The 13707-nt window shown below is 57.2% G+C and carries 15 protein-coding genes; 11 read left to right on the forward strand and 4 right to left on the reverse strand.

What is annotated here, in order from left to right; genetic code table 11:
- Nucleotides 1–26 precede the first annotated feature (26 nt).
- The 3 genes from QP888_RS02475 to QP888_RS02485 are packed head-to-tail and all read left to right on the forward strand — an operon-like array spanning nt 27 to nt 2763.
- A complete protein-coding gene (locus tag QP888_RS02475; protein WP_284811973.1) occupies nt 27–773 on the forward strand; it encodes a TlpA family protein disulfide reductase in 747 nt (248 codons plus the stop codon).
- The gene (locus QP888_RS02480; protein WP_284811974.1) at nt 770–1531 is read left to right on the forward strand and encodes an NUDIX hydrolase; all 762 of its coding nucleotides are present in this window, start codon (nt 770–772) and stop codon (nt 1529–1531) included. Before QP888_RS02475 ends, QP888_RS02480 begins: the two co-directional genes overlap by 4 nt.
- 35 nt (nt 1532–1566) lie before the next feature.
- Complete coding sequence (locus QP888_RS02485) at nt 1567–2763, forward strand: MarP family serine protease (RefSeq protein WP_284811975.1); 1197 nt, start codon at nt 1567–1569, stop codon at nt 2761–2763.
- 46 nt (nt 2764–2809) lie between these two features.
- Here the strand turns inward: QP888_RS02485 and QP888_RS02490 are convergent, their stop codons facing one another.
- From QP888_RS02490 to QP888_RS02500, 3 genes are all read right to left on the reverse strand, one after another.
- Entirely contained in the window at nt 2810–3772 is a 963-nt protein-coding gene (locus QP888_RS02490; protein ID WP_284811976.1) for an alpha/beta fold hydrolase, read from the reverse strand.
- 61 nt (nt 3773–3833) lie between these two features.
- A complete protein-coding gene (locus tag QP888_RS02495; RefSeq protein ID WP_284811977.1) occupies nt 3834–4337 on the reverse strand; it encodes a phage holin family protein in 504 nt (167 codons plus the stop codon).
- Nucleotides 4338–4425: 88 nt separating this feature from the next.
- Nucleotides 4426–5472 carry an HAD family hydrolase gene (locus QP888_RS02500; RefSeq protein WP_284812154.1) on the reverse strand — a complete coding sequence of 349 codons (1047 nt, stop codon included), beginning with the start codon at nt 5470–5472 and terminating at the stop codon, nt 4426–4428.
- Between the two features lie 321 nt (nt 5473–5793).
- On the opposite strand from QP888_RS02500, the gene QP888_RS02505 reads away from it, so the two are divergent.
- The 7 genes from QP888_RS02505 to QP888_RS02535 all read left to right on the forward strand — a co-directional run bounded on the left by QP888_RS02505 (nt 5794) and on the right by QP888_RS02535 (nt 10665).
- Nucleotides 5794–7002 carry a CpaE-like family protein gene (locus tag QP888_RS02505; protein WP_284811978.1) on the forward strand — a complete coding sequence of 403 codons (1209 nt, stop codon included), beginning with the start codon at nt 5794–5796 and terminating at the stop codon, nt 7000–7002.
- A gap of 51 nt (nt 7003–7053) precedes the next feature.
- Nucleotides 7054–8181 carry a TadA family conjugal transfer-associated ATPase gene (locus QP888_RS02510; RefSeq protein WP_284811979.1) on the forward strand — a complete coding sequence of 376 codons (1128 nt, stop codon included), beginning with the start codon at nt 7054–7056 and terminating at the stop codon, nt 8179–8181.
- Nucleotides 8178–8981: a type II secretion system F family protein gene (locus tag QP888_RS02515; protein ID WP_284811980.1), complete on the forward strand. Its 804-nt coding sequence runs from the start codon at nt 8178–8180 to the stop codon at nt 8979–8981. The genes QP888_RS02510 and QP888_RS02515 overlap by 4 nt, the downstream gene beginning before the upstream one ends.
- A complete protein-coding gene (locus QP888_RS02520) occupies nt 8978–9562 on the forward strand; it encodes a type II secretion system F family protein (RefSeq protein WP_284811981.1) in 585 nt (194 codons plus the stop codon). The genes QP888_RS02515 and QP888_RS02520 overlap by 4 nt, the downstream gene beginning before the upstream one ends.
- Nucleotides 9563–9771: 209 nt before the next feature.
- Nucleotides 9772–9933 (forward strand): DUF4244 domain-containing protein, encoded by a 162-nt coding sequence (locus QP888_RS02525; RefSeq protein ID WP_284812155.1) that lies wholly within the window; start codon nt 9772–9774, stop codon nt 9931–9933.
- 55 nt (nt 9934–9988) lie between these two features.
- Nucleotides 9989–10291 carry a hypothetical protein gene (locus tag QP888_RS02530; RefSeq protein ID WP_284811982.1) on the forward strand — a complete coding sequence of 101 codons (303 nt, stop codon included), beginning with the start codon at nt 9989–9991 and terminating at the stop codon, nt 10289–10291.
- Entirely contained in the window at nt 10288–10665 is a 378-nt protein-coding gene (locus tag QP888_RS02535) for an Rv3654c family TadE-like protein (protein ID WP_284811983.1), read from the forward strand. The genes QP888_RS02530 and QP888_RS02535 overlap by 4 nt, the downstream gene beginning before the upstream one ends.
- Before the next feature lie 63 nt (nt 10666–10728).
- Here QP888_RS02535 and QP888_RS02540 read toward each other — a convergent pair whose 3' ends face one another.
- Nucleotides 10729–13179, reverse strand: a complete 2451-nt coding sequence (locus tag QP888_RS02540) for a DEAD/DEAH box helicase (protein ID WP_284811984.1) — start codon at nt 13177–13179, stop codon at nt 10729–10731.
- A gap of 186 nt (nt 13180–13365) precedes the next feature.
- Between QP888_RS02540 and QP888_RS02545 the strand changes: the two genes are divergently transcribed.
- Complete coding sequence (locus tag QP888_RS02545; RefSeq protein ID WP_018121109.1) at nt 13366–13569, forward strand: cold-shock protein; 204 nt, start codon at nt 13366–13368, stop codon at nt 13567–13569.
- Nucleotides 13570–13707: the final 138 nt, after the last annotated feature.

Here is a 13707-nt window from a genome sequence, read left to right on the forward strand (position 1 = left end):
AACGTGCTGTATTATTCTGGGCGTTGATGAATAAACAGACCGCCCTAGCCCTCATTAGCGTCATCGCCCTGGTTCTTCTTTCCGCGGCGGTGGGCTTCGGGGCGTACACGTTGTTGAGTGGCAATTCGAATGGCTCGGGTGCGGATGCCGCGGATGCCGGAGATGGTGGCCAGGCCAATCAATCCGAGAACGAAACCGCAGTACCGGGCAGTGATTCGGATTACGCGAGCGGCGCACTCGACCTAGCGGGCATTGAGCGCCCAGCATGCCCAAGCCCAACCATCCCAGGGGTGGGCTTGGAACTACCGTGCCTTTCGGAACGCGAGCCTGCGACTGCAGCTGGCGTCGGCAAGAGCCCTGAACAAGGCAGTGCAGAACAAGGCAGCGCCGACCAACACAGCGCCAACCAAGAAAGAGCTGATGTCGTGCACGATGATGCGGTCACCATCGTGAATATGTGGGCCTGGTGGTGCCAGCCGTGCCGCGAAGAAATTCCTTATTTGGAACAAGTGCACAAACAGCACCCTGAATGGCAGATTGTGGGGGTTCACGCAGATCAGAATGCCAAAAATGGTGCGGGTATGCTGGACGAGATGGGTGTGGATTTCGTGAGCTACCAGGATTCACACAATAAATTCGCCACGGAATTAGGATTGCCGGGAGTGATTCCCATTACCATTGTGTATGTGGGGGAAACCCAAAAGAAAGTTCTTGCGCAACCGTTCCGCTCCGCAGATGAGATCATCGAAAGCATAGAAGGTGTTGTCCAGTGATCGCGAAGACCGACAGCCCTGGTCATAACATCACCGTGCAACCGGAACGGGCACCGCAGTGGTTGCAGAAACTCGCTAGCTTGCAAGAAGATAGCCTGCAGAATTTTTTACCGAATCGCCGCCCAGAAGAGTTCAACCTTCCGGAGCCGAAAGCCACCAAACACGCTGCGGTCCTGGTCCTTTTTGGCGGTGCCGCTTCGCCTGCCGACGGCGGGGCTGCGTCTGTTGATGCGCCCGCTGATGCCACAGTGTTATTGACACACCGGCACCCCGGAATGCGCAGTCACTCTGGGCAGATTGCTTTTCCCGGTGGCCGCATCGATGCCACGGATTTGTCACCGGTGGATACCGCATTGCGGGAAGCCTGGGAAGAAACCGGGCTGAATCGTAATAATGTCACCCCGTTGAAGCAATTTCGTGACCTGGCCATTCCCGTGACCGGAAATCAAGTGCACCCAGTCTTGAGCTATTGGGATACGCCCTCGTCGGTAGATGTCACCAGCCCGGATGAGGCAGATGACGTATTTACTGTTGCTATCTCGGACCTGTTGGCCCCAGAGAATCGTTTTGCCATTAGACACGGTTCGTGGATTGGCCCGGCGTTTTCTGTGCGAGACTATGTTGTGTGGGGTTTCACCGCAGGATTGCTGGATGCAATTTTCCACCTATCTGGTTGGGAGCGGGAATGGGACCGTGAGCAAATTGTGGACTTACGCGAAACCTTGGAGAAATCGCGCAACAATGAGGCGCTGCGCTAGAGCCTGCTAGCGCTGAAAGCGAGTAGAATTTTCCCGTGACAGAATCAATTTTCGTTGATCTCATCCTCATTTTGGTCATTCTGACCAGCATTGGGATCGGCTGGCGACAAGGTGCGATCGCATCCACCCTGTCTTTCATTGGCGTGATCTCCGGTTTGATCATCGGTGGCGCAATCGCGCCACTGTTGATGGGCCTGACCGAAAATACGCTGGCCCGTTTCGTGCTCGCGATCGGAAGTTTGCTCATCAGTGCTGCAATTGGACACCTGGTGGGGGTTTCCCTCGGGCTCAAAGTACGGGAAAGCTTACGCCTGAAATCGGTGCAGACAGTAGATTCTGCGATTGGTTCCGTTGCCCAAGCCGTGGCCGTATCAATTTTGATCTGGCTCGTGTCTATCCCATTGGTCACAGGTACCACGGGTGCGTTTAGTCAGATGCTACGCAGCTCCGCGGTGCTGTCGACGATGAACTCGCTGGTTCCCGATCGAGCCGAACATCTTCCAGCGCAGATCTCTGCGATGCTTAATGAATCCGGGTTGCCGCCGATAGTCTCCCCGTTTGAACGGCACCAGGAAAACCACCAAGTGGAAGCCCCACGCATCAACGTGGATAACGAACAAATGGTGCATGATGCCCGCCCGTCGGTGATCCACGTGATGGGAGAATCTGATCAGTGCCGCAGGCGGCTGATGGGCACCGGTTTTGTGGCGCAACAAGACTATATTCTCACTAATGCCCACGTCGTTGCCGGTACTCACAGCGTGCGCGCCGATACCGTGGTGGGCGTGCGTGAGGCCGAAGTTGTTTATTATAACCCGGATATTGATATCGCAGTGCTGCATGTTCCGGATCTCGGGCTACCAGCGTTGCCGTGGGCGGAGCAGCCGGCGCTGAGTGGTGACGACGCCGTCGTCATGGGCTTTCCGCAGTCTGGACCGTTTAATGCCTCGCCGGCCCGGGTGCGCGATCAGATTCGCATTTCCGGGCCCGATATTTATGCCCAAGGCAAGGTAGATCGTGAAGTTTATACCCTGCGTGGCAATATCCAGCAGGGTAATTCCGGTGGTCCGGTCACGACTGCCGACGGTCGTGTGATAGGTATGGTCTTCGGTGCCGCGGTAGATAACTCGGACACCGGGTATGCATTAACTGCTGATGAGGTGCGCCAGCAAATCGGTGTGCTTGGCGCGTTGACCGTCCCGGTAGACACCGGAGCTTGCGTTGCACGGTAATTTCCGTGCGTGCTAGTCGCCCCAGGCTAGTGCTGATGATCGCTGATTAGCGCTGATTAGTGCCAGGGATACCGGTCAGTTCAGTGGTTTTCCACTCGCTTATCTGTTGGACTACGGTGCGTACGAATGCCTGCGGGCGTTCAACGTGTGGCATATTCTTCGCGCCCTGCATGGTCAGAGATTTCCACGGCGCACGCATACGACGAGCACTACGTACGGTGAGCTGTTTCCACAAACTCTGGTCCGCGTGAATCATCGTCACCGGAACAGATACCGGCCGGTCCAGCCAGCTGCCGGGGGCGAAGCTTAATAGCTGCCGATTGTGCTGTAGAGCGACAGCACGGGTACGTCCAATTTTGGACGCTTGAATGCGCAGGGCAAGTTCGTCGGCAAAAGCGTGGGAAGCACTAAAATCTGGCGTGGTCTCGCTGTGTAAATTGCGCCGGTAAAGCCATTCGAAGCGCCGCGGGAACGGAAGATAGACAAACGACGGCAGCCGCATGATGGCGGCGCGGAGTAAGATCCACAGGAAATTCCAGGGGCGGCTTTGTACAGTTTTGCGCAAATCCACAGGGTGCGGGCTAGCGACTGCGATGAACCCGCGAACTCGTTCCGGGGATTTGCTGGCGAGCGCCCAACCAAGCGCGCCGCCGATGTCGTAGCCAATAAGATAAGCCGATTTGTAGCCGAGCGCAGAAATCAGCCCGGAAATTTGGCCGGAATCGCTACGGATATCTTGCCCTGCGGAAACCGGCGGATGATCCGACATGCCATAACCGCGCAGGTCGACTGCGACGACACGGAAACCGGCATCGGCAAGCTCCGCGATGATGTGGCGGTATTCAAACCAACCACTAAAGGCCCCGTGCAACAGCACGATCAGAGGGTCGGTACTGGAACCGGCGCTGACGGTGTGCAAACGGAGGCCGTGGGTGTGAACGTGTCCGTGCTGGAACGGGCCATCCAATTCGACGATGGATGGTGAAAGATTAGCGGAACGTTTGGGCATGCCCACACTGTACCCCAGGCGGTCCTGCCTGGGGTGGTGGCATAGCGGGTGAGGGGGATGGTTAGGTGTACATTCCCGATGGGCCCTCCAGCGACTTGCTGGCAGAACCTGGGCGGAGCTTCTTCAGCTCACCCACAGATTCAATGGTGGCTTTCGGTGCTTGAATCTTCTTTACCTTCTTCACGCCAACCAGTGCGACGACTGCGGCGATGACCAGCATCACGAGGAAGACGATGAGGAATGCAGCCCAGCGCTGCAGCCACAAGTGGGCGAGAAGTTCAGCCAGGAAGAAGAACAGGAAAAACGAGCTGTACAAAGCAACGGTGCCGGCTACGGCAAACATTCCGCCGCCGACAGCGCCTTTTTTCGCTTCGCCTGCCAGCTCGGTTTTGGCAAGTTCAATTTCTGCGCGAACCAGGCTAGAGATCTGCGTGGTGGCATTAGAAACTAAATCGCCGATGGAAGTCTCGCCTGGTTTGGCGGTGTCAGCATCGCTTAAGGGGATGGAATCTACCTTTGGGTTAAAATCGTCGGCGCCATCGGTGAAAAGTCCTTGCTTGCTCACGCTATACCTTCCCTTGCTTTTCGCAGAATATTCGCAGAAATCGAGTCTTGTTTATTAATTGTACGTCGTTGCGGTTTGCCCGTGGAGTTTAGGCGCTGGACTTTTTGAACCAGCAATCCAGAAATCTCCAGTCTAGCCCTTTGGGCATGGGGATGGCGGGCGCGCGTGTCGACGATTCTGATGCTGTTTTCGCTGGTTTATCTGGTTTAGCGGGTTTATCGTGGGCATAGAATTTAGTCAGCAGCGTTCCTGCGGTTACCAGTGCGACGATGCCGGCGAGTACACCTGCTCCGATACCGATTTCTTTCGCGCCGGGTAGTTGGAAAAGTGGCGCGGGATCTTTAAAGCTGCGGATTTCCCAGCTACGTTCCAGCGCGATCTTTTTTAGTGCGCGATCCGGGTTGACCGCTACTGGATAGCCGACCAGTTCCAGCATCGGAGCGTCGGTGGCAGAGTCCGAGTAGGCATAACTGTGCTTGAGGTCGTAGCCGCGTTCGTCGACAAGCGCGGTGATGGCGTCGGCCTTGGCACCGCCTTTGCAATAGAATTCGACGGTTCCGGTGAACGCGCCGTCGACAATCTCCAGTTCGGTGCTGATAACCTCCGTGATGCCGAGTTCTTTGGCGATTGGTTCGACGAGCTGGCGTGCCGACGCCGAGATGATGATGACTTCGTGGCCAGCTTCCTGGTGAGCCTGGATGAGTTCCCGGGCCTCGCTATAGATCGCTGGGGTGAGCACAGTATGCATGGTCTCGTGCACGATATCGCGCACTTGTTTTTCAGACCAGCCGGTGATCATGGAGGTGAGCTGGTCGCGGGTGGAATCCATCTGCGCGCTGGATTGGCCAGCAAACATATAGCTGGCTTTGGCCAGAGACAAGCTCAGCGCGTCCTGTGGGGTGATAAGCCCGTTGTGGAGGAATTCGCGCCCGTAGGCGAAGGCCGATGAGGTAGCGATAATGGTTTTGTCCAGGTCAAAAAACGCTGCCACCCGCCCGCGTTGTGGTTGTGGATGTGGGTTTGGGTGCGAGGATGCCTGTGGTGATTGTTGCGGAAACGCTGAGGATGCTGGTTGTGGCTGTGGGAGTGGCTGTTGTTGCTGGGACTGGTCGGCGGTGCTGTGGGGATCATGCATAGGGACCTGCCGTAAGAAGTCTGTGGTTGGTGCAGCGTTGATTGCTGCTCGTGATGTGATTGACGGTGCTCTTGTGACTCGTGTTGTTGCTTGTTGTTTGTTGATATCTCCTGTTGTGTGAGCCATCTTAGCTGGGTTATCCCTCCGATGTGTCGAGTTGTTACATAGTTGGCGGCTTCAGTAGAAAAAACTGTGAAAGTCGGCAGAAACGGCAGGTTTGTCCACAGCTAAATAGGTGATGTCGCAACAAAATCTTTGAGTTCTCCACAGACTCTGGGCGTGCCGTTGAACAGCAGTGTTGTTCCAGCTTGGCTGGAGGACATGAACACGCAAGATCCTTCTATTGTCCTCGCCATAGCAGATCCCACTTTGCGGACAGAGGCAACCCACATCGCCGCCGCTATTGGACACCGTGTGCTTATGGCCAGCGATGAACGCGATATTTATCGGTTGGGCGCACGAGCCGAAGCGCTATTTCTCGACTCCGAACACGCGGAAGTCTTGTCGACGACTTCTGGCGGTCCGCCACGATTAACTAGCCCCGCGTACCTGGTCTGTCTGGATCCCGGACCGGTTGATGAACAGCTAGTTCAGGCCTGCGCGGCACACGCCGGTTTTGTCATTCCTGCGCAGAATAAAGAGATTCTGGCAGCGCTGGGTACGCACGCGCAGCAAGGCCTGAACCACTGCGCCCAGCAGGGCGGCGATCGACAGATACCGCAGCACCCTCGGTCGAAAAACCCAACGCATCCGGCTAGACCCGCCAGGTCAGCCTATTCGACAAGCCCAACTAGGCAGTTGTCGTCTCGCAGTGATCCGCACTTAACCATTGCGGTGATCGCTGCGGGTGGAGGCACGGGTGCGTCGACGGTGGCGGCTGCGATTTCGCGGGTTGCGGCGCACAACAATGCTGGTGCCGTGACATTGATCGACGCCGTGGATTATTCCGGTGGCTTGGATTTACTGCTGGGAATAGAAAAACATGACGGTTTGCGGTGGCCAGATCTGAATTTGGGTGAAGGCCACATCAATGCCAGCGATCTTCGTTCCTGTTTACCCAGCACCGATGACGGTATCGCAGTGTTGACAGAACGACGCACCCATGAGGGAACAGAAAGTTTCCGCAACCATGAAGAAATTGAATCCGTACTGTCTGCGCTCCACAACGAACCTGGATTGTCGGTCGTTGATGCTAATCCTTTTCAGATTCCACGGTCGATAGATGCAGCAGTGGTGGTGTGCCCCGCGGAATTGCGCTGTGCGGCACGGGCCGCGCACATCAGCACACAGCTTTTTACCCGACAGATACCGCACAGTGTGGTGGTTCGGCATCGGCAGTGGTCTGCCCTAAGCATCGAGGAAATCGAAGACCTCGTGCGCAGTGATGTCATCGCAGAAATCGGGACTATCAAACGGCTGACGAAAATGACTGAAAGTGGTGGTTTACCTGAACGTATACCAAAGCCGTTATCCATAGCTGCTTATGCCGTGCTCGCAGAATACGGCTGGAACACAGTAGATGCGCAATAGATGCAATAGCCCGAACGAGATCTAACCACCTGCCCAGAGAAAGCGACAAACATGTCAGTTGCAGAACACATTGTAGAAACCATCCAACGTCGGGTTGCGGCACAGCCCAGTCTTGTCGACGATCCGCCCCAATTGGCCCGCGTGATACGCGAAGAATCTGGGGTGATTAGTGATTTCGACGTACTCGAAATCCTGCGAAAATTGAAAAATGACACCGTCGGAATCGGTGTTTTAGAACCGCTGCTGTCCCTATCGGGGATCACCGACATTGTGGTTAATGGCCCAGATTCCGTGTTCTTTGACCGCGGGGAAGGGCTAGAAGCAGCAGGAATCCAATTTCGTGATGATGAAGAAGTCCGCCGATTAGCAGTGCGACTGGCGAGTCTGTGTGGCAGGCGACTGGATGATGCGCAACCGTGCGTGGATGGCAGAATTCGTCGCGAAGAAGATATTGCACTGCGATTTCACGCAGTATTAAGCCCACCAGCGCAACAAGGAACGTGCATTAGCCTGCGGGTTTTGCGATCACACTCCGCAAGCCTGGATTCGTTGCATCAGCGCGGCAGCCTCGATGATTATTCACGACGTTTCTTGCGTGATCTGATCGCGCAACGGCGATCCTTTCTTATCGTGGGCGGAACCGGAAGCGGGAAAACCACGCTGCTTTCGGCTTTGCTCAGCGAAATTGATCCAGGACAGCGGTTGGTCTGTATCGAAGACACCCCGGAACTCACCCCGAATCACCCACACGTGGTCAACCTGACTGCGCGCGGCGCCAACAGCGAGGGCGGTGGGGCTATCAGTATTTCTGATTTGTTGAAACAGGCTTTGCGCATGCGTCCAGACCGCATCATCGTGGGAGAGATTCGCGGTGCGGAAGTCGTGGATCTTCTGGCGGCACTGAACACCGGACATGACGGAGGCGGAGGAACCTTGCATGCAAACCGTCTCACAGAAGTTCCGGCGCGCCTGGAAGCTCTCGGTGCTTTGGGTGGTTTGGAACGCACGGCGCTGCACGCACAACTTACTGCTGCTGTGGAAGTGGTATTGGTGATGCAGCGCGGGGCAGATGGAACCCGCAGGCTCGCCCAGATTGGGCAGCTACAGGCAAATCCGTTGCGAATTACAACGGTCTGGGAATTTGGGCAAGCTGAAACCTCCGCCGAGGTGTCAGCATGATGAGTGCGGCAGTGATGTGCCTGGCCCTGGCAATTGTTATCTCACCGGTAGCAGCGCGGGCACGCATCGGGAAACCACAGCAAGCACTTGTCCCCAAAGAATTTGTACTCACAATTACGGTGGTGTTTCTGGTGGTCACCGTACTCATGGCGGTGGGTACCTTCGCACTCGCGGTTGCCGGAGCCATCGCTGCGGCAACGGTAGTGATAAGCGTGCGACAAGTAGTGCGGCGACGCAGGATCATGGCCGATACCAAGGCGCTGGGAGCCTATATTGGTCAACTAGCAGCAGATATTGATTCCGGTGCGCATCATTTTCATGCCGTCGAAACCGCTGCGGAGCACCTGCCCGACGATACTCCGCCGCGGGTGCGCACCATTGCAGAATCTGCAGCGGCGCAAGCCAGATTTGGCCACAGCCCGGCCTATGCATTCACCCAGCACAGCTCTGTGGAGTTACCGCAGCTGCAACGGTTGGCAGTGTTGTGGTCAGCAGCCGGACGCCACGGTATCGCGCTGGCCGGGTTATTAGAATCCGTACATCGCAGCATCACTGGGGTCAGCAGACACCGCAGTGCCACCGAAGCCAGCTTGCAAGGCCCACAAGCAACCGCAGTGATCTTGACGTGCCTGCCACTAGTCGGGATCGCCATGGGGATTGCGATGGGCGCGGCACCGATCAGTTTCTTGCTCACGACACAGCTTGGCGGGATCGCCCTCGTATGCGGTGTCGGCTTGTCGTGCGCAGGTTTCGTGTGGTCGCGCAGAATTACCAGCAAAGCAGTAGGTGATATGCCATGACCGGGCACATGATGCTGGCGCTCGGGATGGTTCTGCTTGCAGGGGCGCTCTGTATTCCGGCGGCCCCGACCGTAGGCAGGTTGGCTGCGGCGACAAACACGACGAACAACCCGCGAGAGCCGCCACAAGCACCGCACCCATTGCACATCGCTGCTGATATCGAACTATTCGCCGCCTGCATGGAGTCCGGTCTTGGGCTGCATACTGCGACCAGTGTCGTTGCAGAAGCTGCAGCCAGTGATACGGCCACGGTGTGGCGAAAAGTAAGCCAATTAGAAGCTGTCGGTATTGCAGAGCGCGAAGCTTTTCGCGAGATGCGCACCCATGACGGCTTTGCGGAGCTGGCCACAATTATCGAATCAGCCCGGCAGTCCGGAGCACGTATCGCGCCACGGTGTCGTGAGCTAGCGGTCAGTGTGCGTGCAGATGCCACAGATCATGCACGAGCAGCCGCAGAACGTGCGGGGGTGCTTATCGCTTTGCCACTCGCGGTGTGCTTTTTGCCAGCGTTCATCGTGCTGGGCCTGGCCCCAGTGGTGATCAGTCTGGCAACCGACCTGCTTGCCACTTCAGCGGGATAACACCGGAAATGTGGTGCGCAGACGCACAAAATGAAGAACTTCCACCTTAATGAAAAGGAGTCATCATGACTACACCATTCCAATCGTCTCAATCCGATCAACCAGCAAATCTTGTGCTCACGAAGTCAGGGACGCACAACCCAAAAGCGAACCAGTCCCGGCCACGCCAAGCGGAACGTGGCGCGCAGTCGAAAAAGCCCGGACTTCAGTTGCTTGCCGACGACTCCGGAATGAGCACCATTGAATACGCCATGGGATCACTGGCTGCCGCAGCGCTGGCGGCCGCGCTCTATCTAGTGGTCAGCAGTGGGGGAGTAACTGATGCTATCGAGTCGATTATCACCGATGCGCTGTCCGATACCCCGTCCTAATAGTGCGCGCTTTCCGCAGCACTCACGCCGTGGGCAGCTGCTTCAGCTTAGGCCGTTGCGACGGCTTCGCGACGAGCGTGGTTCGGTCACGATCGAAGCTGCATTCGCACTGGCTGCGTTGATCATTGTCACTTCGCTGATAATCGGAGCGATCGCCACGGTCAGCGCGCATATCTCCGCCATTGATGAAGCAAGTGCCGCCGCCCGGGCGCACGCTATCGGCGTGGACTACCAATCACCGAACAGTGCAGAGATCAGCGTGCAGGAAGCTGCTGGTCTGGTGACCGTGACCGCGGAAGTTCCCGCGGTTTTTGGAACCCGCAGTGCTAGCGCCGTCTATCCCGTGGAGACACGATGAAGCCCACCAGCAATAGCGGTCATAAGCAGCGTCTGCAACGCCTCGTTAATGAGGCCAACGATGACGGTTATGCGACCGTGGCAGCAGCCGGGATCATCGTCGCCATCGTGGCTGTATCCCTGTCTCTGATTGGGGTAGCCAGCCACGTGGTGGCGCGGCATCAAGGGCAACTCGCAGCAGATATGGCAGCGGTCGCTGGAGCAGAAGCCTTCGCCCGCGGAAAGCCGCCGTGCCCGGTCGCGCGGGAGATTGCCGAAGCCAACCATGCCGCCGTGGATTCGTGCCGGACCGATAACCACGACGTATTGGTGGAGGTCACCGCTGGGATATCTGTCACTAGTGCATCGGCACGAGCGCGCGCCGGGCCGCTTTAACAGCTTTTAGTCGGGCTTGAGTGGGGTTGGGTGCGGCGCGGCTCGCTACTGTGCCGCACCTGCTTACTCAGGTGCACCTGCTTGCTCAGCCGTGCTTGCATCCAGCGATACTAGTAATGCGTTCAACACCTTGATCGCTCCTGTTTTATTGAGCGGCTCATTGCCATTGCCGCACTTCGGTGATTGCACGCACGATGGACAACCACTAGCACAACCGCAGGACGATACCGCCTGCAAGGTCGCAGCAATCCAGTCGCGGAAACGGCGAAAACCTTCCTCGGCAAAGCCAGCCCCGCCTGGGTAGCCGTCATACACAAACACCGTCGGCAACTGCGTATCTACATGCAATGCGGTAGAAACCCCGCCAATATCCCAGCGGTCACACGTGGCCAACAGCGGCAATAGCCCAATTGCAGCGTGCTCGGCGGCGTGCAAACTGCCCGGAATATCGGCTTGGTCTATTCCTGCAGCAGCCAGCGCACGCGGGCTGATGGTATAGGCTGCCGCCTGGGTAAATAGGTGCTGCCGGGGAAGATCCAGCGGTACCTGTTCCGCCACGGAACCGTCGGGAAGCCGCACCATGAACCCGGTCACCTGGTCGATGACTTCCACATCCAGCAATGCCACCGACACATCAGGCGAGAGTTGCCGCATGTGATCTGCGGGTGGGCCTGCCAGGATCCTGATTTGGGTATCAGACAGTGCCTGGGTGGAATAGTCCGGTTGCGCTGGGCGGGCCACAGCGATGTAGTCGTCGAAATCGAGATCGTCGATCAGAAAACTTTCGCCTTGGTGCAAATACACTGCTCCAGGGTGCAGCTGACTGGCAGCACGCGCGGAATCCACGGTGCCGAGCAAACGACCATCGGAGGAATCCACGATCATGACTTGCTGGCCAGAACCACCGCGAATATCCACAGCAGCGTGGGCGGTGTCTGGACGCAGCGGGCCGTCCGGCAAGGGGGCAGCAAACCATCCTTGTTCCCGGGCACGCAAAAAACCATTTTCGGTCAACCGCTCTACGACGTCGTGGGCCTGCCACTGTTCAATATCGAAGGAGGTGAGAGGTTTTTCCACCGCAGCACAGTAAATATGGCCCTCGAGGACATACGGATTCGCGGGGTTAAACACGCTGGCTTCAATAGGGCGCTCCAGCAGCGCAGGGGGATGGTGTACAAGGTAGGTATCCATCGGATCATCACGGGCGACCAGCACCACCACAGAGCCTTGTCCACGTCGGCCTGCCCGGCCTGCCTGCTGCCAAAATGAGGCCACCGTGCCCGGGAATCCGGCTCCGACGACGGCATCAAGACCGCCGACGTCGATGCCGAGCTCAAGCGCGGATGTTGTGGCAACGCCCAACAGCGTGCCGTTGTCCAGATCGCGTTCTAATTTTCTGCGATCCTCAGCCAAATAGCCCGCACGATAGGACGCAATACGGGCAGCGAAATCCATGCGGCCTCGGGAACTGAGTTCTTCTGCACAGCGTAGTGCGGTGGTTTCTGCTTGCCTGCGAGACCGGACGAAAGTGAGTGTGCGCGCACCCGCAGCAACCAGATGCGCCATGATCGCGGCGGCTTCCGTTGCTGCCGCCCTGCGGACAGGAGCGCCATTGTGGCCTTCGATATCGTCGCGAAAACCCGGCTCCCACAGGCCGACGGTGCGTGCACCCTGCGGGGAGCCATCGTCGGTGATGCCATGCATAGCGCGCCCGGTGAGTCGCTGGGCATGGGCGACCGGGTCTGCGGCGGTCGCAGAAGCGCAAATGATTGTCGGATCCGAACCATAATGCGCGCACAACCGCAGCAGGCGGCGCAACACTAGGGAAACGTGTGAGCCAAAGACCCCACGGTAGGTGTGGCATTCGTCGATGATGATGAACTCCAAATGCCGCAGCACCCGCGCCCAGCGTTGGTGTGCACCCAGCAAGGAAGCGTGCACCATATCCGGGTTGGAGAAAATAAACCGCGAGGATTCTCGAATTCCAGATCGGGATTCGGTAGGGGTGTCGCCGTCATACGGCGCTGGGGCGATCGTCGATATGTGCGGCAGTGCTGCAGAATCAGGCACGTCATTATCTGCCGCAGCACAGTCGAAGTCAGCAGCATCTACAGCCCGCAGCAATCGTTCCACCGACAACAATTGATCCGAGCCGAGCGCCTTCGTCGGGGTGAGATATAAGGCGCAGGCAGTGTGGTTTGCGCCGAGTTGAGACAACACGGGTAACTGGTAGCCCAAGGATTTTCCAGACGAGGTGCCCGTGGCGATCACAGTATTACGCCCAGCGTGGATTGCCTCGGCGGCTTCTGCCTGGTGGCTGAATAATTGTGTGATGCCGCGCTCTTCGAGTGCCGCGCGCAATCGCGGGCTGACCCAATCCGGCCAAGCTCCATGGCGGGCAGCGCGCGCCGGGATTACTCGGTGGTGTGTCAGGGTGGAATTGGGGAAGGCGGTGGTGAGTTCATCGAGGAGTTCTTGGCCAAAAGCCGCATCCGGCTGGCTAATACTGCCCATTTCTACCCCTTTATGGGTGTGGATAACCCGATTTTACTGAATATATTGCGTAAGAGTATCTTCTGCGGCCAAATCGTGCGAGACTAAGCAACGAACGCGGTTTCTAGGTTAGTTCGAGAAGTGCTCGCAGCAAGGTTAGATTCGCGGACACTTTGCAGATCCGTCGCCAAAAGAAAAGGTTTTAACATGGCAAAAGGAACCGTTAAATGGTTTAACGCTGAAAAAGGTTTCGGCTTCATCGCTCCGGAAGATGGCTCGAAGGATGTCTTCGTGCACTACTCCGAGATCCAGGGCAACGGTTTCCGTAGCCTGGAAGAAAACCAGCAGGTGGAATTCGAAATCGGCGAAGGCGCCAAGGGCCCACAGGCGCAGCAGGTTGTTGGCCTGTAATACGGTCAACCTGTAACAATTTTGCTGGCCGCTTATCTGAGCTGCCATTAAGCGAAAACATTCACCCAGCATTGCCACACGGCATGCTGGGTTTTTGCTTTAGTGCAGAAGCACCATATATTACTGTGTAAATGAAGT

This window comes from Corynebacterium sp. MSK297, assembly GCF_030232885.1.
Taxonomy (GTDB): Bacteria; Actinomycetota; Actinomycetes; order Mycobacteriales; family Mycobacteriaceae; genus Corynebacterium.